Source organism: Pseudomonas sp. LS.1a (assembly GCF_022533585.1).
Classification (GTDB): Bacteria; Pseudomonadota; Gammaproteobacteria; order Pseudomonadales; family Pseudomonadaceae; genus Aquipseudomonas.
On the sequence record NZ_CP092827.1, the window covers coordinates 442,241 to 465,104 of the forward strand.

General features: G+C 64.3%; 18 protein-coding genes. 12 read left to right on the forward strand and 6 right to left on the reverse strand.

Annotated features, from left to right (window positions below):
* Nucleotides 1-180: 180 nt before the first annotated feature.
* The 4 genes from rsmA to MKK04_RS01920 are packed head-to-tail and all read right to left on the reverse strand — an operon-like array spanning nucleotide 181 to nucleotide 6,095.
* Complete coding sequence (gene rsmA, locus MKK04_RS01905; RefSeq protein ID WP_196179102.1) at nucleotides 181-981, reverse strand: 16S rRNA (adenine(1518)-N(6)/adenine(1519)-N(6))-dimethyltransferase RsmA; 801 nt, start codon at nucleotides 979-981, stop codon at nucleotides 181-183.
* Nucleotides 978-1,967, reverse strand: coding sequence for a 4-hydroxythreonine-4-phosphate dehydrogenase PdxA (gene pdxA / locus MKK04_RS01910; RefSeq protein WP_063914581.1), 990 nt, complete (start codon nucleotides 1,965-1,967; stop codon nucleotides 978-980). Before pdxA ends, rsmA begins: the two co-directional genes overlap by 4 nt.
* The gene (locus MKK04_RS01915) at nucleotides 1,964-3,283 is read right to left on the reverse strand and encodes a peptidylprolyl isomerase (protein WP_207834189.1); all 1,320 of its coding nucleotides are present in this window, start codon (nucleotides 3,281-3,283) and stop codon (nucleotides 1,964-1,966) included. The genes pdxA and MKK04_RS01915 overlap by 4 nt, the downstream gene beginning before the upstream one ends.
* Nucleotides 3,264-6,095 (reverse strand): LPS-assembly protein LptD, encoded by a 2,832-nt coding sequence (locus MKK04_RS01920; protein ID WP_241106188.1) that lies wholly within the window; start codon nucleotides 6,093-6,095, stop codon nucleotides 3,264-3,266. The genes MKK04_RS01915 and MKK04_RS01920 overlap by 20 nt, the downstream gene beginning before the upstream one ends.
* Before the next feature lie 130 nt (nucleotides 6,096-6,225).
* Here MKK04_RS01920 and MKK04_RS01925 point away from each other — a divergent pair, with 130 nt between their 5' ends.
* Genes MKK04_RS01925 through MKK04_RS01935 form a run of 3 tightly spaced genes read left to right on the forward strand, consistent with a single transcriptional unit; the run spans nucleotide 6,226 to nucleotide 8,679 of the window.
* Nucleotides 6,226-7,245: an aminoglycoside phosphotransferase family protein gene (locus tag MKK04_RS01925; RefSeq protein WP_233688008.1), complete on the forward strand. Its 1,020-nt coding sequence runs from the start codon at nucleotides 6,226-6,228 to the stop codon at nucleotides 7,243-7,245.
* Nucleotides 7,242-7,913, forward strand: a complete 672-nt coding sequence (gene murU, locus MKK04_RS01930) for an N-acetylmuramate alpha-1-phosphate uridylyltransferase MurU (RefSeq protein WP_241106189.1) — start codon at nucleotides 7,242-7,244, stop codon at nucleotides 7,911-7,913. Before MKK04_RS01925 ends, murU begins: the two co-directional genes overlap by 4 nt.
* Before the next feature lies 1 nt (nucleotide 7,914).
* On the forward strand, nucleotides 7,915-8,679 hold the full coding sequence (locus MKK04_RS01935; RefSeq protein WP_207834212.1) for a TerB family tellurite resistance protein: 765 nt from the start codon (nucleotides 7,915-7,917) through the stop codon (nucleotides 8,677-8,679).
* Between the two features lie 127 nt (nucleotides 8,680-8,806).
* On the opposite strand, the gene MKK04_RS01940 is transcribed toward MKK04_RS01935, so the two are convergent.
* Complete coding sequence (locus MKK04_RS01940) at nucleotides 8,807-9,799, reverse strand: alpha/beta hydrolase family protein (protein ID WP_241106190.1); 993 nt, start codon at nucleotides 9,797-9,799, stop codon at nucleotides 8,807-8,809.
* 95 nt (nucleotides 9,800-9,894) lie between these two features.
* Between MKK04_RS01940 and MKK04_RS01945 the strand changes: the two genes are divergently transcribed.
* The 9 genes from MKK04_RS01945 (at nucleotide 9,895) to trpE (ending at nucleotide 20,778) form a co-directional block, all read left to right on the forward strand.
* Nucleotides 9,895-12,282 (forward strand): PAS domain-containing sensor histidine kinase, encoded by a 2,388-nt coding sequence (locus MKK04_RS01945; RefSeq protein WP_207834216.1) that lies wholly within the window; start codon nucleotides 9,895-9,897, stop codon nucleotides 12,280-12,282.
* A gap of 7 nt (nucleotides 12,283-12,289) precedes the next feature.
* Nucleotides 12,290-12,922: a response regulator gene (locus tag MKK04_RS01950; RefSeq protein ID WP_170929296.1), complete on the forward strand. Its 633-nt coding sequence runs from the start codon at nucleotides 12,290-12,292 to the stop codon at nucleotides 12,920-12,922.
* Between the two features lie 295 nt (nucleotides 12,923-13,217).
* A complete protein-coding gene (locus tag MKK04_RS01955; RefSeq protein WP_063914589.1) occupies nucleotides 13,218-14,342 on the forward strand; it encodes an ABC transporter ATP-binding protein in 1,125 nt (374 codons plus the stop codon).
* A gap of 40 nt (nucleotides 14,343-14,382) precedes the next feature.
* Nucleotides 14,383-15,417 (forward strand): ABC transporter substrate-binding protein, encoded by a 1,035-nt coding sequence (locus tag MKK04_RS01960; protein ID WP_207834218.1) that lies wholly within the window; start codon nucleotides 14,383-14,385, stop codon nucleotides 15,415-15,417.
* A 60-nt stretch (nucleotides 15,418-15,477) separates the two neighbouring features.
* Nucleotides 15,478-16,725 carry an ABC transporter permease gene (locus MKK04_RS01965; RefSeq protein WP_207834220.1) on the forward strand — a complete coding sequence of 416 codons (1,248 nt, stop codon included), beginning with the start codon at nucleotides 15,478-15,480 and terminating at the stop codon, nucleotides 16,723-16,725.
* A gap of 11 nt (nucleotides 16,726-16,736) precedes the next feature.
* Nucleotides 16,737-17,564, forward strand: coding sequence for an ABC transporter permease (locus MKK04_RS01970; protein WP_013970603.1), 828 nt, complete (start codon nucleotides 16,737-16,739; stop codon nucleotides 17,562-17,564).
* A 173-nt stretch (nucleotides 17,565-17,737) separates the two neighbouring features.
* Nucleotides 17,738-18,412 carry a ribulose-phosphate 3-epimerase gene (gene rpe, locus MKK04_RS01975; RefSeq protein WP_038408593.1) on the forward strand — a complete coding sequence of 225 codons (675 nt, stop codon included), beginning with the start codon at nucleotides 17,738-17,740 and terminating at the stop codon, nucleotides 18,410-18,412.
* Complete coding sequence (locus MKK04_RS01980; protein ID WP_207834230.1) at nucleotides 18,409-19,227, forward strand: phosphoglycolate phosphatase; 819 nt, start codon at nucleotides 18,409-18,411, stop codon at nucleotides 19,225-19,227. Before rpe ends, MKK04_RS01980 begins: the two co-directional genes overlap by 4 nt.
* A 69-nt stretch (nucleotides 19,228-19,296) precedes the next feature.
* Nucleotides 19,297-20,778 (forward strand): anthranilate synthase component I, encoded by a 1,482-nt coding sequence (gene trpE / locus MKK04_RS01985; protein ID WP_207834232.1) that lies wholly within the window; start codon nucleotides 19,297-19,299, stop codon nucleotides 20,776-20,778.
* Between the two features lie 113 nt (nucleotides 20,779-20,891).
* On the opposite strand, the gene estP is transcribed toward trpE, so the two are convergent.
* Nucleotides 20,892-22,772, reverse strand: coding sequence for an esterase EstP (gene estP / locus MKK04_RS01990; protein WP_233694702.1), 1,881 nt, complete (start codon nucleotides 22,770-22,772; stop codon nucleotides 20,892-20,894).
* Between the last annotated feature and the right edge of the window lie 92 nt (nucleotides 22,773-22,864).

The window sequence follows — 22,864 nt, forward strand, 5'->3', positions numbered from 1 at the left end:
ATAATGCAGTCTAGGCCATTGAGAGGGGGGAGGGCCAGCGGTGCAGGGGCTTGAGGTCTTTGTTGTCAGTACCGGCCCTTTCGCGGGTAAACCCGCTCCCACAGGGATCACACAGATTTCAAGGGTTGTGCAATTCCTGTGGGAGCGGGTTTACCCGCGAAAGGGCCGGTACAGGCGATATCAGGCTTGCTGATCGGCCAACTGGTCAGCCAGGCGCACGAAGGCGGCCAGGTCCAGCTGTTCGGGGCGCAGGCTGCCGTCCACGCCAGCCGCTTCGATGGCCGCGCTGTCGAGCAGGCCTTTCATGGTGTTGCGCAGGGTCTTGCGGCGCTGGTTGAAGGCTTCGCGTACCACCTGCTCCAGCAGCTTTGCATCCTTGGCCGGGTACGGCAGCACTTCGTGCGGCACCAGGCGGACGATGGCCGAGTCCACTTTCGGTGGTGGGTTGAAGGCGCCAGGGCCAACGTTGAACAGATGTTCGACCCGGCAGTGGTACTGCACCATGATCGACAAACGCCCCCAGTCACCACCGCCGGGGCCGGCGGCCATGCGCTCGACCACTTCCTTCTGCAGCATGAAATGCATGTCGCGGATCAGCCCGGCATGGCTGAGCAGGTGGAAGATCAGTGGGGTGGAGATGTTGTAGGGCAGGTTGCCCACTACCTTGAGGCTGCGCGCTGGCACGCCCAGCTGGTTGAAGTCGAACTTCAGGGCGTCGCCCTGGTGCAGGCGGAAATTGCTGCGGCCGGCGAACTTGTGCTGCAGGATCGGCACCAGGTCCTTGTCCAGTTCCACCACGTCCAGCTGTGCGCCGCTACCCAGCAGGCCTTCGGTCAGGGCGCCCTGGCCCGGGCCGATTTCCAGCAGATGTTCGCCAGCCTTGGCGTTGATGGCACGCAGGATGCGGTCGATGATGCCGGCGTCATGCAGGAAGTTCTGGCCGAAGCGCTTGCGCGCCCGGTGTTGGTATTGCTCGTTCATGGTCGGTTCTCGGCCATCTGGTAGGCGGTTTCCAGCGCGACGCGCAGGCTGCCGGTGTCGACCTTGCCAGTGCCGGCCAGGTCCAGGGCGGTGCCGTGGTCGACCGACGTGCGGATGATCGGCAGGCCCAGGGTCACGTTGACCGCAGCACCGAAGCCTTTGTACTTGAGTACGGGCAGGCCCTGGTCGTGGTACATCGCCAGCACTGCATCGCAGTGCTCCAGATATTTGGGGGTAAACAGGGTATCGGCCGGCAGCGGCCCGCGCAGGTCCATGCCTTCGGTGCGCAGGCGGGCCAGGGTCGGCTCGATGATGTCGATTTCCTCGCGGCCCAGGTGGCCGCCCTCACCCGCGTGCGGGTTGAGGCCGCACACCAGGATGCGCGGGTTGGCAATGCCGAACTTGTCGCGCATGTCGGCATGCAGGATACGGGTTACACGCTCGACGCGCTCGGCAGTGATGGCGTCGGCAATGTCGCGCAGCGGCAGGTGCGTGGTCACCAGGGCCACGCGCAGGCCCCGGGTAGCCAGCATCATCACCACTTGCGCGGTGTGGGTGAGTTCGGCGAGGAATTCGGTATGCCCGGAGAAGGCGATACCGCTTTCGTTGATCACGCCCTTGTGCACAGGGGCGGTGATCATCCCGGCGAAATGCCCGTCCAGGCAGCCTTGCCCGGCTCGGGTCAGGGTATCCAGCACGAACGCCGCATTGGCCTTGTCGAGCTGGCCCGGCACTACCGGGGCTGCCAGGGGGGTATCCCAGACGTACAGGCTACCCGCTGGCGCCGGCTGCTCGGGCCATTGGCCCGGTGCTACCGGCAGCAGGTTGACGGCCAGCCCCAGCTGCGTGGCCCGCTCGGCGAGCAGGTCACGGCTGGTGATGGCGATCAGGGGGTGGGGCTGGGCGTCTGCGGCGAGCAGCAGGCACAGGTCGGGGCCTATGCCGGCCGGCTCGCCGGGGGTGACGGCGAAGCGCAGGGGCTTCACTGGGTGGCCTGGTCAGCGCCAGGCAGCTTGATTTCAACGTAGGCCTCGTCGCGGATCTGGCGCAGCCAGGTCTGCAGCTCTTCGTCGTACTTGCGGTTGCGCAGAACGTTCATGGCCTGCTGTTCCCGAGCCTGCTCGGTGCTGTCGGTAGCGCGGCGGCCGAGCACTTCCAGGACATGCCAGCCGTACTGGGTCTTGAACGGACGGGTGACTTCGCCCTGGGCGGCGTTGGCCATCTGCTCGCGGAACTCCGGTACCAGGCTGTTCGGGTCAACCCAGTTGAGGTCGCCGCCGTTGAGCGCCGAACCCGGGTCTTCCGAGAAGCTCTTCGCCAGTTCGCCGAAGTCTTCGCCGTTCTTGATGCGATCGTACAGGCGCTCGGCCAGTTGCTCGGTGGCCGCATCGCTGCGGATTTCGCTTGGCTTGATCAGGATGTGGCGCACATGCACTTCGTCACGCAGCACGTTCTCGCTGCCACCGCGCTTCTCCTCGAGCTTGAGGATGATGAAGCCGTTGGGGATGCGAATGGGCTGGGTGATGTCGCCCACCGCCATGCTGCTGAGCATCTTGGCGAAGTCTGGCGGCAGCTGGCCGGCTTTACGCCAGCCCATCTCGCCGCCTTCCAGGGCGTTTTCGCTGGCGGAGCGGGCAATGGCCATCTGGCCGAAGTCCGCGCCCTGCTTGAGCTGCTGGTACACATCGCCAACCTGGCGCGCGGCGGCCTGGATGGCCTCCGAGTTGGCTGCTTCCGGGGTCGGGATCAGGATGTTGGCCAGGCGGTACTCTTCCGACATCTGCATCTTGCCAAGGTCGGAGTTGAGGAAGTTCTTCACTTCCTGCTCGGACACCTGGATACGCTCGGCCACGCGGCGCTGGCGTACACGGCTGATGATCATCTCGCGCTTGACCTGTTCGCGGGCGTCGTCGAATGACATGCCGTCACGGGCCAGGGCGGCGTGGAACTGCTCCAGCGACATGCCGTTGCGCTGGGCAATGGTGCCCATGGCCTGGTTCAGTTCCTCGTCGGTGATGCGGATGCCGGAGCGCTCGCCGATCTGCAGCTGCAGGTTCTCGACGATCAGGCGCTCCAGTACCTGCTGGTCCAGCGCGCCGGCAGGCGGCATGCCGCCGCCGCGCTTGGCGATGGTTTGCTGGACCTCGCGGACACGCTGGTCCAGCTGGCTTTGCATGACCACGTCGTTGTCGACGATGGCCACCACGCGATCAAGAGGTTGTACCGCGGCATGCACCGCGCCACTCAGCAATGCAACGCCCAGCAACGCTGGGCGCAGTCGATCAATAAGCTTGGTCTTCACGTTCACGGTAACCTTGAATGCCTTGGTCGAGGAAAGATTCGACCTTGTTGCCGACTACACCACCGAGGCCTTTCAGGACGATCTGAAGGAAGATGCCGTGGTCGCCCTTTTCGTTTGCCGGGAGGGCTTGGCTGAAGTCGTCGTAATCGATCCAGTAGCGGTTGATCAGGCGCAGCTTCCAGCAGCAGTTGTCGTACTCGAAACCACCCATGGCTTCCAGGGTGCGGTTGCGGTTGTAGTCATGCTGCCAGCGAGCGATGACGCTCCACTGCGGGACGATCGGCCAGATGACCGAGAAGTCATGCTGCTGGATCTTGTAGTAGTCCTTGATGTAGTTCTCGCTGCCTGGGACGCCGTAGTCACCACCGCCCACTTTCCAGGTACCGGTCGTGGAGTCGTAGGAGATGGTGTCGTTACGGTAGCGATAACCGAGGTTGACCACTTTGTTCGGGTTGTCTTCAGGCTGGTAGTGGAACATCGCGCTGCCCGAGCGGGTGCTGCGGCTGTCCGGGTCCCAGTTGAAGTCCGAATTGAAGCGCCAGTCGCGGTTGAAGTAGTAGTTGTAGACCAAAGCGTATGGCGACACATCGGACTGCGAGTCGCTGCGGGTACGATAATCGATACCAGGGAGCTGAACTTTGCGGTCCTTGAAATAGAAGGCCTGACCGATGCTGAAGTTCTGGCGTTCGAAACCGTTTTCTTCGATCCAGCGGGTGGTCACGCCCAGCGACAGCTTGTTCTCGTCACCGATGCGGTCGGTCCCGCTGAAGCGGTTGTCGCGGAACAGCGAGTCATAGCTGAACAGGGTTTCACCCGAGTCGAACAGCGGAATGTCTTTCTGGTCCTCGTACGGTACGTAGAGGTAGTACATGCGCGGTTCGAGGGTCTGCTTGTAATTGGTGCCGAACAACGACGTATTACGGTCGAAGTAGAGCCCGCTGTCCACGCTGAAGATCGGAATGTCGCGGTTCAGCGAACTGTTATAGCTGCCGTACGCAGGGTTGGCCGACTGTGCGATAGCCTGGGTTTTACCCTGGCTGTCCAGATCCAGATCGTAGTGGGTATACGCATACTTCAGCTTGGGTGTCAGGAAGCCGTAGCTGGATTCCATCGGCAGGCTGATAGATGGTGCAACGTTGAAACGGTTGCCGTTGGCGCGAGCGATGCCGGAAACGTTCTGATCCAGTCGGCGACCGCCAAGCACTGCTCCTGTGACTGGGTCCCTGACGACGCCTGCAGTTGTGTCTGGCAGGCCGTCTTCGTTGAAGACCAGGTCGTTTTTCAGGTCACGATCAAAGCGAACGGCTTCAGTTTCATAGCTAAGGTTCAGCCCGCCCGGCTCATACGGCAGCTTACCGTTGAAGGTAATCTGCGGCAGGCGATCATACGGCGTGATCTTCGAGATGGTCGCCATCTCGTAGGCGTGCACATTCAACCGCGCGGTGTAGTTGTCACCACGGTAGGTCAGTGCACCCTGCTGGTTCAGCAAGTCCTGGGTTTCAACACCGATCTGGTCGGATTCCAGGTCCTGGAAGTAGAACGGGTCACTGATGTCGGTGTAGTCCACCTCGGCCATCAGGCGCTCGTCCAGCCCGCCCTTGTGCTGCCAGTTGACCATCCAGCGCTGCTCTTTGTAGTCAGTCTGGTCTTTGCGGTCGTCGTTCTTGTCGTTGAGGTACGCGCCACCGAACTGGCCTTCGCTGGAAGGCGTCAGGTAGCGGAACTCGCCTTCCATCAGCAGGCCGCGCTTGGTCATGTAGCGCGGGTACAACGTGGCGTCGTAGTTCGGCGCCAGGTTGAAGTAGTACGGCGTGACCAGCATGAAGCCGGTGTCGCTGGTGCTGCTGAACGATGGCGGCAGGAAACCGGACTGGCGACGGTCGTCGATCGGGAAGTAGATGTACGGTGTGTAGAACACCGGGAAATCCTTGACCCGCAGCGTAACGTTGGTCGCGGTACCGAAACCGGTGGCCGGGTTCAGGGTGATGTTGTTGCCCTTCAGCTGCCAGGCGTTGCTGCCCGGTTCGCAGGTGGTGTACGTACCGTCCTTGAGACGGATGATGGCGTTTTCGCCACGCTTGGCGTACAGGGCACTGCCGCGGATGTGCGACTTGTGCATCACGTATTCGGCGTTGTCGACCTGGGCTTCGCCCGTGTCGAGCTGGATCTGAGCCTCGTCACCGACTACCAGCGAACCGTTGTCACGAATCTTGACGTTGCCCTTGAGCTCGCCACGGTTTTCGGTCTGGTAGAGGTTGGCCTCGTCGGCTTCGGCCTGCATGCTGCCCTGGCGCATCACCACGTCACCGGCGAGGGTAGCGATCTGCTGCTCTTGCTGGTACTTGGACACCTTGGCGTTGATGTAGGTCGGCGACTCGTCCTTCGGCGTGGTGTCGGCCATGCCTGGACGGGTTGGCTCGATGTACGCGCCACCGCAGTACGGGCCGGTTTCGGCCAGTTGCGCGGCGGTGAGCTTTTCACGCGGAACCCAGTCCAGGTGGCTGTAGTCTTCGCTGCGCGACTTCAGGGCGCGGCCCTTGGCTTCGGTGACCAGCACCGGCCGGTCCGCCGTTTCGCCTTCGCTCGCGGCTTCGGTGCCGGTGCTGACGGCAGCACCCTCGTGCACCGGGCGCGGCGGCAGGTTGTTGACTGGGGTCTTGGGCTTGCAGTCCCAACCACCGGAGGCGGACACTTGGCAGTCGAACTGTTCGGCTGCCACCACGTAAGACGTGGCCAGAGGTTGCAGGGCCAGCAGACCGCCGGTTACCAGCAACGGAAACTTTCTACGAAACGCGGGGGATTTCAATGCCATCTTATTAGTCCGGGCTTCCTGCGTGCCATCTGCCCGCGTGTGGGGCCGCACGCCTCTCGATGGTCTGAAAAAGATGCTGGATAATAAAGCATGACCCGCTTGACGGCTAGGGCCGTCGGAGACCCTTGTAATGCCTGAACACGATGTACGCCTGCAACAACTGACGGTCTGGCTCGATGAGCAGCTCAATGATCTTTTCCGGAAAAACGCCTGGGGCGATGTGCCCGCAGGCAGCCTGACCGCGGCCAGCAGCGACGCCAGCTTCCGCCGTTATTTCCGCTGGCAGGGCGCCGGCCACAGCTTCGTGATCATGGATGCGCCTCCGCCGCAGGAAAACTGCCGACCGTTCGTCGCCATCGACCACCTGCTGGCCAGCGCCGACGTGCATGTACCGCTGATCCACGCCCAGGACCTGGAGCGCGGCTTCCTGCTGCTGGGTGACCTGGGCCACCAGACATACCTCGACATCATTGATGCCGACAACGCCGACGGCCTGTTCGCCGATGCCATCGACGCGCTGCTGGCGTTCCAGCGCCTGCCGATGGACGCGCCGCTGCCCAGCTACGACGATGCGCTGCTGCGCCGTGAAGTCGAACTGTTCCCCGAGTGGTACGTGGGGCGTGAACTTGGCGTTACCTTCAGCGAAGCCCAGAAAGCCACCTGGCAGCGTATCAGCCAGATGCTGATCGACAGCGCCCTGGCCCAGCCCAAGGTGCTGGTGCACCGCGACTACATGCCGCGCAACCTGATGCAGAGCACGCCCAACCCCGGCGTGCTGGACTTCCAGGATGCGGTGTACGGCCCGGTCACCTACGACATCACCTGCCTGTTCAAGGACGCCTTCCTCAGCTGGCCGCAGGCGCGGGTCGAAGGCTGGCTGCGCGACTACTGGCAGAAGGCGCAGGCCGCCGGCATTCCGGTGCAGGCCGAGTTCGAAGCGTTCCAGCGTGCCAGCGACCTGATGGGGGTGCAGCGCCACCTGAAGGTGATCGGCATCTTCGCCCGTATCTGCCACCGTGACGGCAAACCCCGTTACCTGGGCGACGTGCCGCGCTTCTTCGCCTATATAGAAGAAGTGATCAGCCGCCGGCCCGAATTGGCGGAGCTGGGTGAGCTGATTGCCGAGTTGCAGGCCGGAGCGCGTGCATGAAGGCAATGATCCTGGCAGCGGGTAAAGGCGAGCGCATGCGCCCGCTGACCCTGCACACCCCCAAACCGCTGGTCCCGGTCGCCGGCCAGCCACTGATCGAGTACCACCTGCGGGCCCTGGCTGCGGCGGGCGTCACCGAGGTGGTGATCAACCATGCCTGGCTCGGCCAGCAGATCGAGGACCACCTGGGCGACGGCAGCCGTTTCGGCCTGAGCATTCGCTATTCGCCCGAAGGCGAGCCGCTGGAAACCGGCGGCGGCATCTTCAAGGCCCTGCCATTGCTAGGGGATACGCCGTTCCTGCTGGTGAACGGCGATGTCTGGACCGACTACGACTTCGCGTGCCTGCAGGCCCCCCTGCAAGGCCTGGCTCACCTGGTGCTGGTCGATAACCCTGGCCATCACGGCCGCGGCGACTTCCGCCTGGTGGGCGAGCGGGTGGTCGATGGTGACGATGCGCCCGGCACGCTGACTTTCAGCGGCCTTTCGGTACTGCACCCGGCACTGTTCGAAGGCTGTCAGCCCGGTGCCTTCAAGCTGGCGCCGTTGCTGCGCCAGGCCATGGCGGCGGGCCAGGTCAGTGGTGAGCACTACCGCGGGCACTGGGTGGATGTCGGTACGCTAGAACGCCTGGCCGAGGCCGAGCGCCTGATCGGCGAGCGCGCCTGACATGTGGTGGCCAAGCACGGTGATTGCTGCCGGTGCCGGCTTTGCCGTTGCCAGCATCCCCGGCGCCCTGCTCGGCGCTTTGCTCGGGCAGGCCATTGACCGCCGCCTGCGTTTGCAAGGCTGGGAGGACATGCGCGAACGCCTGGGCGGGCGGCCGGCCTTGCAGGATGACGAGTTGCTGTTCGTGATGCTCGGGCGCCTGGCCAAGTGCGATGGCCGGGTGGGTGAGCAGCATATCCAGCAGGCGCGTCAGGAAATGGTGCGCCTGGACCTGGCCGAAGCGGCCCGGCTGCGCGCGATTGCCGCGTTCAACCGTGGCAAGGCGGGCAAGGACCGGCTGGGCGGGCACCTGCGGCGCATTCGCCAGCAGCCACATGCGGCCGAGGGCACCCTGCGTGCCTGCTGGCGCATGGTCTGGGCCGACGGCAAGATGGGCAACAAGGAGCGTGAGCTTTTGCTGGACTGGGGGCAGAAGCTGGGCCTGAGCCGACGGCAGGTGCAGGCCATGTCGCTGGAGTACGAGCCGCGCAAGGCGGGGCCAGAAGGGGTGGCCATGACCTATGCGGCGGCGTTGCGCTTGCTGGCAGTCGAGGCGGACACCGATGGCGACAAGATCAAGCAGGCGTATCGTCGGCTGGTCAGCCGGCACCATCCGGACAAGCTGGCGGGCACTGGCGCCAGTGAGGCACAGGTGCGGGAAGCGACCGAGCGGACCCGGGAGTTGCATCAGGCCTATGCCATGATCCGCAAGCGGCGGGGCCTTTAAAGGGTACCTGGCTTGAGTTTTGAGGTGATGCGTAAGTCGAGCGCCGCGCGGGCGGCGCTCGATCTCACTGGCGCCACACAACCCACGACAAGCATAAAAAAGCGCCCCCGGCGATTTCAGATCAACCCTACAGGCTCATCCACCCCCGCACCCGGCGGAACAGTTGTTCCTGCTCGGCCGCCTTGTTCCCCGGCATGCCAATCAGCGACAACTGCCGGTACTGGCTGTCCTTCTGCCGCTTGCTGGCCTGCAGGCGCTGCGCGGCCGCATTGCGGTCACCGCTGCGGGTGGCGTAGTAGATGTCGGCAGTCGGCACTCTCAAGGTCGGGGCCAGGCTTGTCAGGTCATGCTCCACCCGCGCCGGTGTCTGCGCGGCGACCATTACCAGTTTCTGCACCTGCGGCGGCTGTTTCTCGCTCAGGTAACGGGCCGCCCAGTACGCGCCGCTGCCATGGCCGATCAGCACGATGCTGCGGGCATTGTGTTGCTGGGCAAAGGCCACCGCGGCATCCAGGCGGGCGAAAACGCGCTCGGCATCGGCCGGGTCGGTTTGCTCGCTGGCCTGTTTGGCGTCAGTGCTTTCTGCGGTGTCGGCATCGGCCGCCGTGGCCTGGGCAACGTTGGCATTGGCATCGGCCGGCACGTCCTTGGCCGGCGCGCTTTCGCCCTTGTCTTGCTCCGGCTCGGCAGCCGGCTTGGCTTCGACCCGCGCCTGCGGGCTGTCGGCGAGCAGGTCGGGCAGGCTGATGCTCAGGCTGTGCCAGCCGATATCGGGGAATTTCTGCCGCAATGGGCCGACTGCATTTGGCCAGTCGGCCGTTTCGCCGGCACCGGGGACGATGATGACCGCCCCTTGCGGGTCGCTGTCGTTGGCCGGTTTCCACAGGGCCAGGAAGCTGTCGGCACCGGCCTGCAGGGTCTGCTGCTCGGCCTTGGGCACCAGCCGTTCGAGCGCCTGGGCATCCTCCTGGCTGCGTTCCAGCAGCGGCGGGCGCTGGGCTTGGGCCGCGGGTGCCTCGGTGGTGGTGGATGGTGTTTCGGCATCGGCGGCAAGGGCGCCGAGAGGAAGGATCGAGGCCAGGCAGCACATTGCCAGCGTCGTGCGATAAAGTGTGGACATGAGTCAACCCGGGGCCAGAATGATACCGGCAGCCTAATAGTATTTGCCCGTGACGGCCATGCTGCATGGCCGCCTTTGCCAAGACGAGCGTATAGATGAAGCGAGTGCGTCGCCTGTTGGTTATCGGCTGCTTGTGGCTGCCCTTGATTGCATTGGCCAGGCCCGAGACGGTGCCCACGGTTTCCCTGGAACCGGCCCAGCAGCAATGGCTGGATACGCATCGCAGCCTGCGCGTCGGCCTGGTGTTGCAGGCGCCCTACGCTCAGTTCGACCGGCGCCTGCAGCAACTGTACGGGGCCAACGTGGAATTGGTGAGCAGCCTGGCGCAGGTGCTGCGCCTGGACCTGACCTGGCGCAACTTCACCGACCAGGCCAGCCTTGAGCATGCCCTGCAGGCCGGCGAAATCGACTTTGCCCCAGGCCTTACCCAGACCCCCGCCAGCCTGCGCCTGTGGTTGTTCAGCGACCCTTACATGCGCGTGCCGCAACTGGTGGTGGGGCCGCGCACCGGGACCATGGCCGTGGAACTGGAAACGCTCGGGGCCGAGCAGCGGGTGGCTGTGCGCATGCCCAGCCAACTGGCGGACTACCTGCGCGGCAACTACAGCAACCTCAACCTGCAAGGGGTGCCCAGCGAGCGCGAGGCCCTGCAATTGGTGGTAGGCGGCCAGGCCAGTTTCGCCGTGCTGGATGAAGCCCAGCTCAGCCGCCTGTCGCGCGAAAGCGAGTTCGGCGAGCTGGCGGTGGTCGGCGATATCGGCCTGCCGCAACTGTTGCGCATCGGTTCGCGGCGCGACTGGCCGCTGCTGGCCGATGTGCTCGAGCGTGGGCTGCAGGCGCTGCCGGCCAAGGAGCTGGAGCAACTGCACCAGCGTTGGCTGCAGCCAAAGTACCCACGTCTGAGTGAGTCGACTGGTTTCTGGCAGAACCTGGCCTTGCTGTCCGGCCTGCTGCTGTTGTGCGCGCTGGCCACCCTGGTGTGGCAGCGTCGGCAGCAGCGCCAACTGGAGCGCAGCCTGCTGGCCACGCGAGAAAGCCTGGTGGAGCGGCAAGTGCGTGAAGAAGCGTTGCGTCTGAGCCAGTTCGCCATCGACCAGAGCACGGTGGGCATCCTCTGGGTCAACTGGGACAGCCACGTACGGTACGCCAACCATGCCGCCGAGCGCATGCTGGGCTACGGTGAAGGCGCGCTGCTGGAGCGGCCGCTGAGCGACTTTGAACCCAGCTTGAGCATGGACCGCTGGCTGGAGCTGTGGAAGGGCGCGCGCACCGGGTCGGGCGGTGTCGGCCAGTTCGAGACGCAGTGCCGTCGGGCTGATCAGAGCCTGCTGCCGGTCGAGCTGTCGCTGAGTTTTCTGCGCTTTCGTGATTCCGAGTACCTGGTGGTCTACCTCGCCGATGTCACCGAGCGCCACCGCGCCCTGGCGGCCCTGCGCGAAAGTGAGGCGCGGCTCAAGGGCATTGCCGGCAACGTGCCGGGGCTGGTGTTTCGCCTTGAGCGCGACCCGGCCGAGGGCGACCTGGAGTTCCCCTACATCAGCGAGGGCAGCGAGGCCCTGGTGGGTTATGCGCCTAGCGAGATCCAGCACCCGCAGATGGGCCTGCGCAACCTGGTGCATCCCGAGGACCGCGCCGATTACCACCGGGTGCAGGACCTGGCCCTGGCCAGCGACCAGGACTGGTCCTGGCAGGGGCGTATCCTCACCCGCCAGGGTGAACAGCGCTGGGCCGACATCAAGGCCAGTACCCGGCGCCTGGGCAACGGCCAGGTGGTGTGGGACGGCGTGGTGTGGGACATCACCCAAGGCAAGCGGGCCGAGCTGGCGCTGGCCAGGTCCCAGGAGCAGCTGCGCGAACTGTCAGCCCACCTGGAAAGCGTGCGCGAGGAAGAAAAGGCCCGCATCGCCCGGGAAGTGCACGATGAACTGGGGCAGATGCTGACTGTGCTCAAGCTGGAGGTGTCGATGTGCGAGCTGGCCTTTGCCGAACTGGACCCGGGCCTGAACGAGCGCCTGGCCAGCATGAAGCGCCTGATCGCCCAACTGTTCCAGCTGGTGCGCGATGTGGCCACCGCCTTGCGCCCGCCGATTCTCGATGCCGGCATCGCCTCGGCCATCGAATGGCAGGCGCGGCGCTTTGAAGCACGCACGCAAATCCCCTGCCTGGTACAAGTACCGGATAATCTGCCAGCATTGAGCGATGCCAAGGCCATCGGGCTGTTCCGTATCCTCCAGGAGGCGCTGACCAACGTGATGCGCCACGCCCAGGCGCACAGCGTGGAGATCGAACTGGTGCGTGAGCACGGGCAATTGCGCATGACCGTCAGCGATGACGGCCAGGGCTTTTGCCGCGACCAGCCCCGGCCCACCTCGTTTGGCCTGGTGGGGGTGCGTGAGCGGGTGCTGATGCTGGGCGGCAGCATGGTGCTGGACAGTGAACCGGGCGAAGGCACCAGCCTGAGCGTGGCCATACCCTTGGAGTAGGAGAGCGATCGTGATTCGAGTGCTGGTGGCCGAAGACCACACCATTGTCCGTGAGGGCATCAAGCAGTTGATTGGCCTGGCCAAGGACATGCAGGTGGCGGGGGAGGCCGGTAATGGCGAGCAGTTGCTGGAAACCCTGCGCCACACACCGTGCGAAGTGGTGTTGCTGGATATCTCGATGCCGGGCGTGAATGGCCTGGAGGCAATCCCGCGTATCCGCGCGTTGCACGACGCCCCGGCGATCCTGATGCTGTCGATGCACGATGAAGCGCAGATGGCGGCGCGGGCGCTGAAGGCCGGGGCGGCGGGCTATGCCACCAAGGACAGCGACCCGGCGCTGTTGCTGACCGCGATTCGCCGGGTTGCCGCTGGCGGGCGCTATATCGACCCGGCGTTGGCCGACCGCATGGTCTTCGAAGTAGGCCTGACCGAGTCGCGGCCGTTGCACACGCTGCTGTCGGAGCGGGAGTTTTCGGTGTTCGAGCGCCTGGCCCAGGGCGCCAACGTCAACGACATCGCCCAGCAGCTGGCACTGTCGAGCAAAACCATCAGCACCCACAAGGCGCGCCTGATGCAGAAGCTGAAAGTGAACTCGCTGGCGGAGCTGGTGAAGTACGCCATGGAGCACAAGCTGGTCTGATTGCGACATGCACTTCCTGCAGTCTGTAGCGAGTCCCTGTGGGAGCGGGTTTACCCGCGAAAGGGCCTGACCTGCCATCTGCGGTGCCTGGGCCGGCCTCTTCGCGGGTGAACCCGCTCCCACAGCGGGCGCCGGAGGGCTGAGGGGAGCATTCCAAAACCGCCATCTTTGTAGGGGAATCCCTACAAAAAATCTTCCATCCGGATGATGGCATTCTCTCAGCACCCCCGATTTTCCGGCGCTTGCCGCTTGTCTAGTCTTTGCCTACGCAGTCATCCAACAAGAAGGTGCAGGCATGAGCGAGGCGAAGTCGAACGCTGCAACCAGCGAAACGCTGGTCAGCTTCCGTGGTGTGCAGAAGAGCTACGACGGCGAGTCGCTGATCGTCAAAGACCTCAACCTGGATATTCGCAAGGGCGAGTTCCTTACCCTGCTTGGCCCGTCCGGGTCGGGCAAGACCACCAGCCTGATGATGCTGGCCGGCTTCGAAACCCCCACCGCCGGTGAGATCCAGCTGGCCGGGCGCTCGATCAACAACGTGCCGCCGCACAAGCGCGATATCGGCATGGTGTTCCAGAACTACGCGCTGTTCCCGCACATGACCGTGGCCGAGAACCTGGCCTTCCCGCTGACCGTGCGCAACCTGAGCAAGACCGACATCAGCGAGCGGGTCAAGCGGGTACTGAACATGGTCCAGCTCGACGCCTTCGCCAAGCGCTACCCCGGCCAGTTGTCCGGCGGCCAGCAGCAGCGTGTGGCCCTGGCCCGGGCACTGGTGTTCGAGCCGCAGCTGGTGCTGATGGACGAACCGCTGGGCGCCCTCGACAAGCAGCTGCGTGAACACATGCAGATGGAGATCAAGCACATCCACCAGCGCCTGGGCGTGACCGTGGTGTACGTGACCCACGACCAGGGCGAGGCGCTGACCATGTCCGACCGCGTGGCGGTGTTCCACCAGGGCGAGATCCAGCAGATCGCCGACCCGCGCACGCTGTACGAAGAGCCCTGCAACACCTTCGTCGCCAACTTCATCGGCGAGAACAACCGCATCAACGGCACCCTGCTGGGCAGCGATGGCAAGCGCTGCCAGGTGCAGTTGCCGCGTGGCGAGCGGGTCGAGGCGCTGGCGGTGAATGTCGGCCAGGCCGGCGAGCCGGTGACCCTGTCGATTCGTCCGGAGCGCGTGCGCCTGAACGGCCACAGCGAAAGCTGCGTGAACCGTTTCTCGGGCCGGGTGGCCGAATTCATTTACCTGGGCGACCACGTGCGGGTGCGCCTGGAGGTTTGCGGCAAGGGCGACTTCTTCGTGAAGCAGCCGATTGCCGAGCTCGACCCGGCCCTGGCCGTGGGCGATGTGGTACCGCTGGGCTGGGAGGTGGAGCACGCCCGCGCGCTCGATCCGATTGCCGAAGCCCATTGATGGATTGCTTCACCAACCCTGTACTGTGGAGAGAATAATAATGCGCAAGCAGTTGAAACTGACCGCCCTGGCCCTGGGGCTGTTCGCCGCTGGCCAGGCCATGGCCGCAGACCTCACTGTGGTCTCGTTCGGCGGTGCCAACAAGGCGGCCCAGGTCAAGGCGTTCTACGAGCCCTGGGAGAAGGCCGGCAAGGGCAAGATCGTCGCTGGCGAGTACAACGGCGAAATGGCCAAGGTCAAAGCCATGGTCGACACCAAGAGCGTGTCGTGGAACCTGGTGGAAGTGGAGTCGCCGGAGCTGGCCCGCGGTTGTGACGAGGGCATGTTCGAAGAGCTCGACCCGGCGCTGTTCGGCAACGAGGGTGACTACGTGCCGGGCGCCATCCAGCCTTGCGGTGTGGGCTTCTTCGTATGGTCCACGGTGCTGGCCTACAACGCCGACAAGCTGAAGACCGCACCGACCAGCTGGGCCGATTTCTGGGACACCAAGAAATTCCCCGGCAAGCGCGGCCTGCGCAAGGGCGCCAAGTACACCCTGGAATTCGCCCTGATGGCCGACGGTGTGGCGCCGAAGGACGTGTACCAGGTGCTGGGCACCAAAGAGGGCGTGGACCGCGCCTTCAAGAAGCTCGACGAACTCAAGCCCAGCATCCAGTGGTGGGAAGCCGGCGCCCAGCCGCCGCAGTACCTGGCCTCGGGTGACGTGGTCATGAGCTCGGCCTACAACGGCCGCATCGCTGCCGTGCAGAAAGAGAGCAACCTGAAGGTGGTGTGGAACGGCGGCATCTACGACTTCGACGCCTGGGCCATCCCGAAAGGTGCCAAGGATGCCGACGAAGCGAAGAAATTCATCGCCTTCAGCGTGCAGCCCGAGCAGCAGAAGACCTACTCCGAGAACATCGCCTACGGCCCGGCCAATTCCAAGGCCGTGAGCCTGCTGTCGGACGCGGTGAAGAAGGACATGCCGACCACGCCTGAAAACATCGCCAACCAGGTGCAGATCGATGTGGCCTTCTGGGCTGACAACAGCGAGCAGCTGGAGCAACGCTTCAACGCCTGGGCGGCGAAGAAGTAAACGACCAGTGTGTGGGGCTGCATTGCAGCCCCCATTTCAGCCTGTATCGCGGAGTTCGCCATGGCCATTGCAGTGCCCCTCAAAGAAGGCGCAGGTCCAAGTCTCAAGCAGCGCCTCAAGCACGCCGAGCGGGTCAACCGCTGGAAGGCGCAGGCGTTGATCGCGCCGCTGGCGCTGTTTCTCCTGCTGGTGTTCCTGGTGCCGATCGCGGCGCTGCTGTACAAGAGCGTCGGCAACCCGGAAGTGGTTGGCGGCCTGCCGCGCACCGTGGGCGTCATCACCCAGTGGGATGGCAAGAGCCTGCCGGGCGAGGACGTGTACAAGGCGTTGAGCCAGGACCTGGCCGAATCGCGCAAGAACCAGACCCTGGGCGACCTGTCCAAGCGCCTGAACATGGAGCTGGCCGGCTACCGCAGCCTGTTGGCCAAGACCGCGCGGGCGCTGCCGTTCAAGAGCGAACCCGCTTCCTATAAAGATGCCTTGCAGGCCCTCGACGAGCGTTGGGGCGACCCGGCCTACTGGCAGGCGATCCGCCGCAACACCAGCACGGTCACCCCGTTCTACCTGCTGGCTTCGCTCGACCACCGTATCGATGACCTTGGCGAACTGGCCAAGGCCACCCCGGACCAGGCCATCTACCTGGACATCTTCGCCCGCACCCTGTGGATGGGTGTGGTGATTACCGCCATCTGCCTGGTGCTGGCCTACCCGCTGGCCTACCTGCTGGCCAACCTGCCGACCCGGCAGAGCAACCTGCTGATGATCCTGGTGCTGCTGCCATTCTGGACCTCGATTCTGGTGCGGGTGGCGGCGTGGATCGTGCTGCTGCAGTCGGGTGGCCTGATCAACAGCGCGCTGATGGCCATGGGCATCATCGACCAGCCGCTGGAGCTGGTGTTCAACCGTACCGGCGTGTACATCTCGATGGTGCACATCCTGCTGCCGTTCATGATCCTGCCGCTGTACAGCGTGATGAAGGGCATTTCACCCAGCTACATGCGTGCGGCGATCTCGCTGGGCTGCCACCCGTTCGCCAGCTTCTGGCGAGTCTACTTCCCGCAGACCTACGCCGGCGTTGGCGCCGGTTGCCTGCTGGTGTTCATCCTGGCCATCGGCTACTACATCACCCCGGCACTGCTGGGCAGCCCGAACGACCAGATGGTCAGCTACTTCGTGGCCTTCTATACCAACACCAGCATCAACTGGGGCATGGCCACCGCGCTGGGCGGGCTGTTGCTGCTGGCGACCGTGCTGTTGTACCTGATCTATAGCTGGCTGGTCGGCGCCAGCCGCCTGCGCCTGAGCTGAGGAGCCTTGTCATGCTGAGCCCTTACATGTCGCCCGTGGAGCGGGTGTGGTTCTACAGCCTGCGCATTCTTTGCGGCCTGATCCTGCTGTTCCTCATTCTGCCGGTTCTGGTGATCGTGCCGCTGTCGTTCAACAGTGGCAGTTTCCTGGTCTACCCGCTGCAGGGCTTCTCGCTGCAGTGGTACCAGGACTTCTTCGGCTCGGCCGAATGGATGCGGGCCTTGAAGAACAGCATCATCGTCGCCCCGGCGGCCACGGTGCTGGCCATGGTGTTCGGCACCCTGGCAGCCATCGGCCTGACCCGTGGCGACTTCCCGGGCAAGTCGCTGGTGATGGCGCTGGTGATTTCGCCGATGGTGGTGCCGGTGGTGATCATCGGTGTGGCCAGCTACCTGTTCTTCGCCCCGCTGGGCATGGGCAACAGCTTCACCTCGCTGATCCTGGTGCATGCTGTACTGGGCGTGCCGTTCGTCATCATTACCGTGTCGGCGACCTTGCAGGGCTTCAACTATAACCTGGTGCGCGCTGCGGCCAGCCTGGGCGCCTCGCCACTGCTCACGTTCCGCCGGGTGACCCTGCCGTTGATCGCGCCCGGGGTGATTTCGGGGGCGTTGTTCGCCTTTGCCACGTCGTTTGACGAAGTAGTGGTGACCCTGTTCCTGGCCGGGCCGGAGCAGGCGACCCTGCCGCGGCAGATGTTCAGTGGTATTCGCGAAAACCTGAGCCCGACCATTGCCGCGGCGGCGACCTTGCTGATTGCCTTCTCGGTGGTGTTGCTGCTGACCCTGGAGTGGTTGCGCGGGCGTAGCGAGAAGTTGAGAACCCAGCAGCCCGGTTGAAGGTATGTTGCCTGTGCTGGCCTCTTCGCGGCTAAAGCCGCTCCCACAGGGTTTGTGCACCTGTGGGAGCGGCTTTAGCCGCGAAGAGGCCAGTACAGGTTGATGCTAATCAGCCTTCATCCGCTTCCCTGGGTTACAATGCGCGCCACCGTGATTCTGCCAACAGGTGCGCCATGCAGCCCTACGCTATTGCCCCCTCCATTCTCTCCGCCGATTTCGCCCGCCTGGGCGAGGATGTCGACAAGGTATTGGCCGCGGGTGCCGACATCGTCCACTTCGATGTCATGGACAACCACTACGTCCCCAACCTGACCATCGGCCCGATGGTCTGCACCGCCCTGCGCAAGTACGGCGTCACCGCCCCCATCGACGTGCACCTGATGGTCAGCCCGGTCGACCGCATCATTGGTGACTTCATCGAAGCTGGCGCTACCTACATCACCTTCCACCCGGAAGCCTCGCAGCACATCGACCGTTCGCTGCAGCTGATCAAGGACGGTGGCTGCAAGGCCGGCCTGGTGTTCAACCCGGCCACCAGCCTGGATGCCCTGAAGTACGTGATGGACAAGGTCGACATGGTGCTGCTGATGAGCGTCAACCCAGGTTTCGGCGGGCAGAAGTTCATCCCTGGTACCCTCGACAAGCTGCGCGAGGCGCGTGCGCTGATCGATGCCAGTGGCCGTGATATCCGCCTGGAAATCGACGGTGGCGTCAACGTCAACAACATCCGCGAGATCGCTGCCGCCGGCGCCGACACCTTCGTGGCCGGCTCGGCGATCTTCAACGCCCCGGACTACCAGGAAGTCATCGCCAGGATGCGCGCCGAACTGGCTCAGGCCCGCCCATGAGCGGCTTCGAGCAGCTGTTCCCGGGGACGCTGCCCAGGCTGGTGATGTTCGATCTGGACGGTACCCTGATCGATTCCGTGCCAGACCTGGCCGCCGCCGTGGACCGCATGCTGCTCGAACTGGGGCGCCCGCCCGCCGGCCTGGAGGCGGTGCGCCACTGGGTGGGCAACGGCGCCCAGGTGCTGGTGCGTCGGGCGCTGGCCGGTGGCATCGACCACGCCGCCGTGGACGATGCGCTGGCCGACCAGGCGCTGGCGCTGTTCATGGACGCCTATGCCGAGAGCCACGAACTGACCGTGGTCTACCCCGGTGTGCAGGACACCCTGCGCTGGCTGCGCAAGCAGGGCGTGGAGATGGCGCTGATCACCAACAAGCCCGAGCGCTTCGTCGGCCCGTTGCTGGACCAGATGAAGATCGGCAACTACTTCCGCTGGATCATCGGCGGCGACACCCTGCCACAGAAAAAGCCCGACCCGGCGGCGCTGCTGTTCGTCATGCAGATGGCCGGCGTTACCCCGCAACAGTCGCTGTTCGTCGGCGATTCGCGCAGTGACGTGCTGGCGGCCAAGGCGGCTGGCGTGCAGTGCGTGGGCCTGACCTACGGCTACAACCACGGGCGGCCGATCCACGACGAATCCCCCAGCCTGGTGATCGACGACCTGCGCGCATTGCTGCCCGGTTGCGCAGACCCGGCCACTGGGATAACGTTGGCGGACCTTCAAGCCTCACAAGACAGAGAGTCCACCGTGGCGGTTACTGGCAAATTCTGGATGAAAGTCATCAAGGCCCTGGCCCGTTGGCGTTGGCGCGCCTGACTTTTGCCTGCCGGCGCGTGCCGGCCCGTCCGTTTGCCTGACCTATTGCTGCTTGCCACGAGGCTACCCATGACCCGCGAAGAATTCCTGCGCCTGGCCGCTGCCGGCTACAACCGCATTCCCCTGGCCTGCGAAACCCTGGCCGACTTCGACACGCCGCTGTCGATCTACCTGAAACTGGCCGACCAGCCCAACTCGTACCTGCTCGAATCGGTGCAGGGCGGCGAGAAATGGGGCCGTTATTCGATGATCGGCCTGCCGTCGCGCACCGTGCTGCGTGTGCACGGTTACCATGTCAGCATCCTGCAGGATGGCGTGGAGGTGGAAAGCTTTGAGGTCGAAGACCCGCTGGCCTTCGTCGAAACCTTCAAGGACCGTTACAAGGTTGCTGATATCCCCGGCCTGCCGCGCTTCAACGGCGGCCTGGTCGGCTACTTCGGCTACGACTGCGTGCGCTATGTGGAAAAGCGCCTGGGCGCCAGCCCCAACCCGGACCCGCTGGGCGTGCCGGATATCCTGCTGATGGTGTCCGATGCGGTGGTGGTGTTCGATAACCTGGCGGGCAAGATGCACGCGATCGTGCTGGTCGACCCGGCTCAAGAGCAGGCATTCGAACAGGGTCAGGCACGCCTGCAAGGCTTGCTGGAAACCCTGCGTCAGCCGATCACCCCACGCCGTGGTCTGGACCTGAGTGGCCCGCAGGCTGCCGAACCGGAATTCCGCTCCAGCTACACCCGTGAGGATTACGAGAACGCCGTCGGCCGTATCAAGGAATACATCCTGGCCGGTGACTGCATGCAGGTGGTGCCGTCGCAGCGCATGTCGATCGACTTCAAGGCCGCGCCTATCGACCTGTACCGTGCGCTGCGCTGCTTCAACCCGACGCCTTACATGTACTTCTTCAACTTTGGCGACTTCCATGTGGTCGGCAGCTCGCCCGAGGTGCTGGTGCGTGTCGAGGACAACCTGGTCACCGTGCGCCCGATTGCCGGTACCCGCCCGCGTGGTGCTACCGAAGAGGCCGACCGCGCGCTGGAAGACGACCTGCTGTCGGACGACAAGGAAATTGCCGAGCACCTGATGCTGATCGACCTGGGCCGTAACGATGTGGGCCGTGTGTCCTCGACCGGCAGCGTGCGCCTGACCGAGAAGATGGTAATCGAGCGTTACTCCAACGTGATGCATATCGTGTCGAACGTCACTGGCCAGCTGCGTGAAGGGCTGACGGCAATGGACGCGCTGCGGGCAATCCTGCCGGCCGGTACGCTTTCGGGGGCGCCGAAGATTCGTGCGATGGAGATCATCGACGAACTGGAGCCGGTCAAGCGTGGGGTTTACGGTGGGGCGGTCGGTTACTTCGCGTGGAACGGCAACATGGATACCGCGATTGCCATCCGTACTGCCGTGATCAAAGACGGTGAGCTGCATGTGCAGGCTGGTGGCGGCATCGTTGCCGACTCGGTGCCGGCGCTGGAGTGGGAAGAAACCATCAACAAGCGCCGGGCGATGTTCCGTGCGGTCGCGCTGGCCGAGCAGACTTCCGCCAAATAAATTGTTTGGGGCTGCTTTGCAGCCCTTCGCGGGCACGCCCGCTCCCACAAGGCCTGTGCAATACCTGTGGGAGCGGGCGAGCCCGCGAAGGGCCGCAAAGCAGCCCCATCAGTTCAGAAGTCGACGCTGACATCCAAACTCACTCCCTGCTGCGTCAACTCATCACTCTTGCGCCAGTTGTAGGACCCGCGCAAATGCACCCCCGCCACCACTTCATGGCTCACCCCCAGGCTCGCCCGGGTCAGGTCGCTGTGCGGCGTATACCCGGTCAGGGTGAAGTCGTTCGCCGGCAGGCTGGTCAGGTGCATCGTCACATCCTGCTGGTCATCCTCGAACTCATGCTCCTGCGCCACCTCGGCGAACAGCCGGGTACTCGGCAGCACCTGCACACTGCCCAGCAACCCCACACCCAAACGGCGTGATGTACGTTCCTGGTCATCGAAGCCCAGTGCCGTCGAGCGCCCGCTCTTCTCGTCATAGCCATCCACCTTCACCCGCGCATAGTCGGCGCCGATGAACGGCGCCAGCTGCCAGCTGCTGCCCTCGGCCGCCAGGTTGTAGCCCAGCCGAGCCGACATCGCCCAGGCCTCGCCATTGGTGTCGCCCTTTTCGCTGCGGTCGTTCACGCCAAGGGCGAAGGTGCGCTTGAGGTCGCTGTAGTCCAGGTGCCCGGCGGTGAGCGCTGCATCGGCCCACCAATGGTCCTCGCGGTACTGGGCGAAGGCGCTGGCCAGGTAGCTGTCCAGCTTGTAGTTCGAGTCCTCTGCGCCGGCTTCCAGCTTCTGCCGGTACACGCCGCCGGCCAGGCCCAGGCGCCAGGCATCGTTCAGGCGGTAGCTGCCGCCCAGGGTAAGGTTGTAGCCGCGGCCATCGCCGCTGGCAGCGCTGCGCTGGCCGTCGAAGTCCAGGTCTTGGGCGCCGCTGGCGACGAAGGACTGCCACTGGCCAACTGCCTGCCAGGGTGTCTGCCATTGGTTGCGTAATTCGTCCTGGTGGGCGCGCAAGCTGGCGTGGGCCATCTCTGGCAACAGGGTCAGTTCCCACGGGGCGGAAAGGATCGAGTAGCCGTAGTCGGCAATCAGTTGCTGGCCGGCAATGGTCGGGTGCACCGAGTCGTTGAACAGCAGCTTGGTCGGGTCCGGCGTGGTGCCGTTGATGCCATACACCGGGTTTTCCACGCAGCCTTCGCCGCTGTAGCAGGTGCCGACCAGGTTCTGGCCACTGGCCAGGCCGAACTGCTCGGGGCTGGCCAGCGCTTCGCTCAGCAGCATGGGGATGTTCAGTGGAATGATCTCGGCATCGATCTGCCGCAGCTGGCCGAGCAGTGACTGGTTGAAGGCACCGGACAGCAGCGACAGCGGGTTCTGCTGCGGCGTACCGCTGAAGTTCGGCGTCTGGCCGAGATCGGGCAGCAGCCAGACCATGATATAGCGGGCACCGCCTTGCTGCAGGGCCTGGGCGCTGGCGGCCAGGCGGGCGCCAGCGGCCACGGCATCTGCCGGGCTGCTGACCAGGCCTTGCAGGAAGTCGTTGCCGCCACCGGTCAGGTAGTACAACGCGTTGGGGTCGGCGCGCAGGCCGTTGGCCAGGTAGCCCGGTTTTTCTCGCAGTACCTGCCCGGCGCCGGGGCGCCCGGGTGGGATGACCGTCTTGGACGTAGTGGTGATCGAATCCAGGATCTGCTGGGTGGTATAGCCGCCAACGGCCCAGTTGTTGCCGTCGGGAATCCCCAGTGCCGGGTTGATGGGGGATGTGGAAGGGCCCAGCGCTGTCGGGTCTACCCCGAGCTTCCCACCAAGGATCATCGGCGACACCGGCGCATAATTGCCATCGGCATCGCGGTTGGTAAAGCGCACGCCGCCAAACTGTCCCGCGTCGCTGAGGCTGTCGCCAAACACGATCATGCTGGAGTAGGGAGAGGGGGCGGCGAAGGCTTGGCTGCAGGCTAAGCCCAAGGAGGCGAGGGTAAAGCGCAATAACGGTGCTTTTCGCATCTGGGAATATCCTTTTCTTTGTTTTTTTATGAAGGACAACCCGATCGACCTTAGCAAATCGCAGTGCATCCCTCCCAAGTCCATTCGTTTCC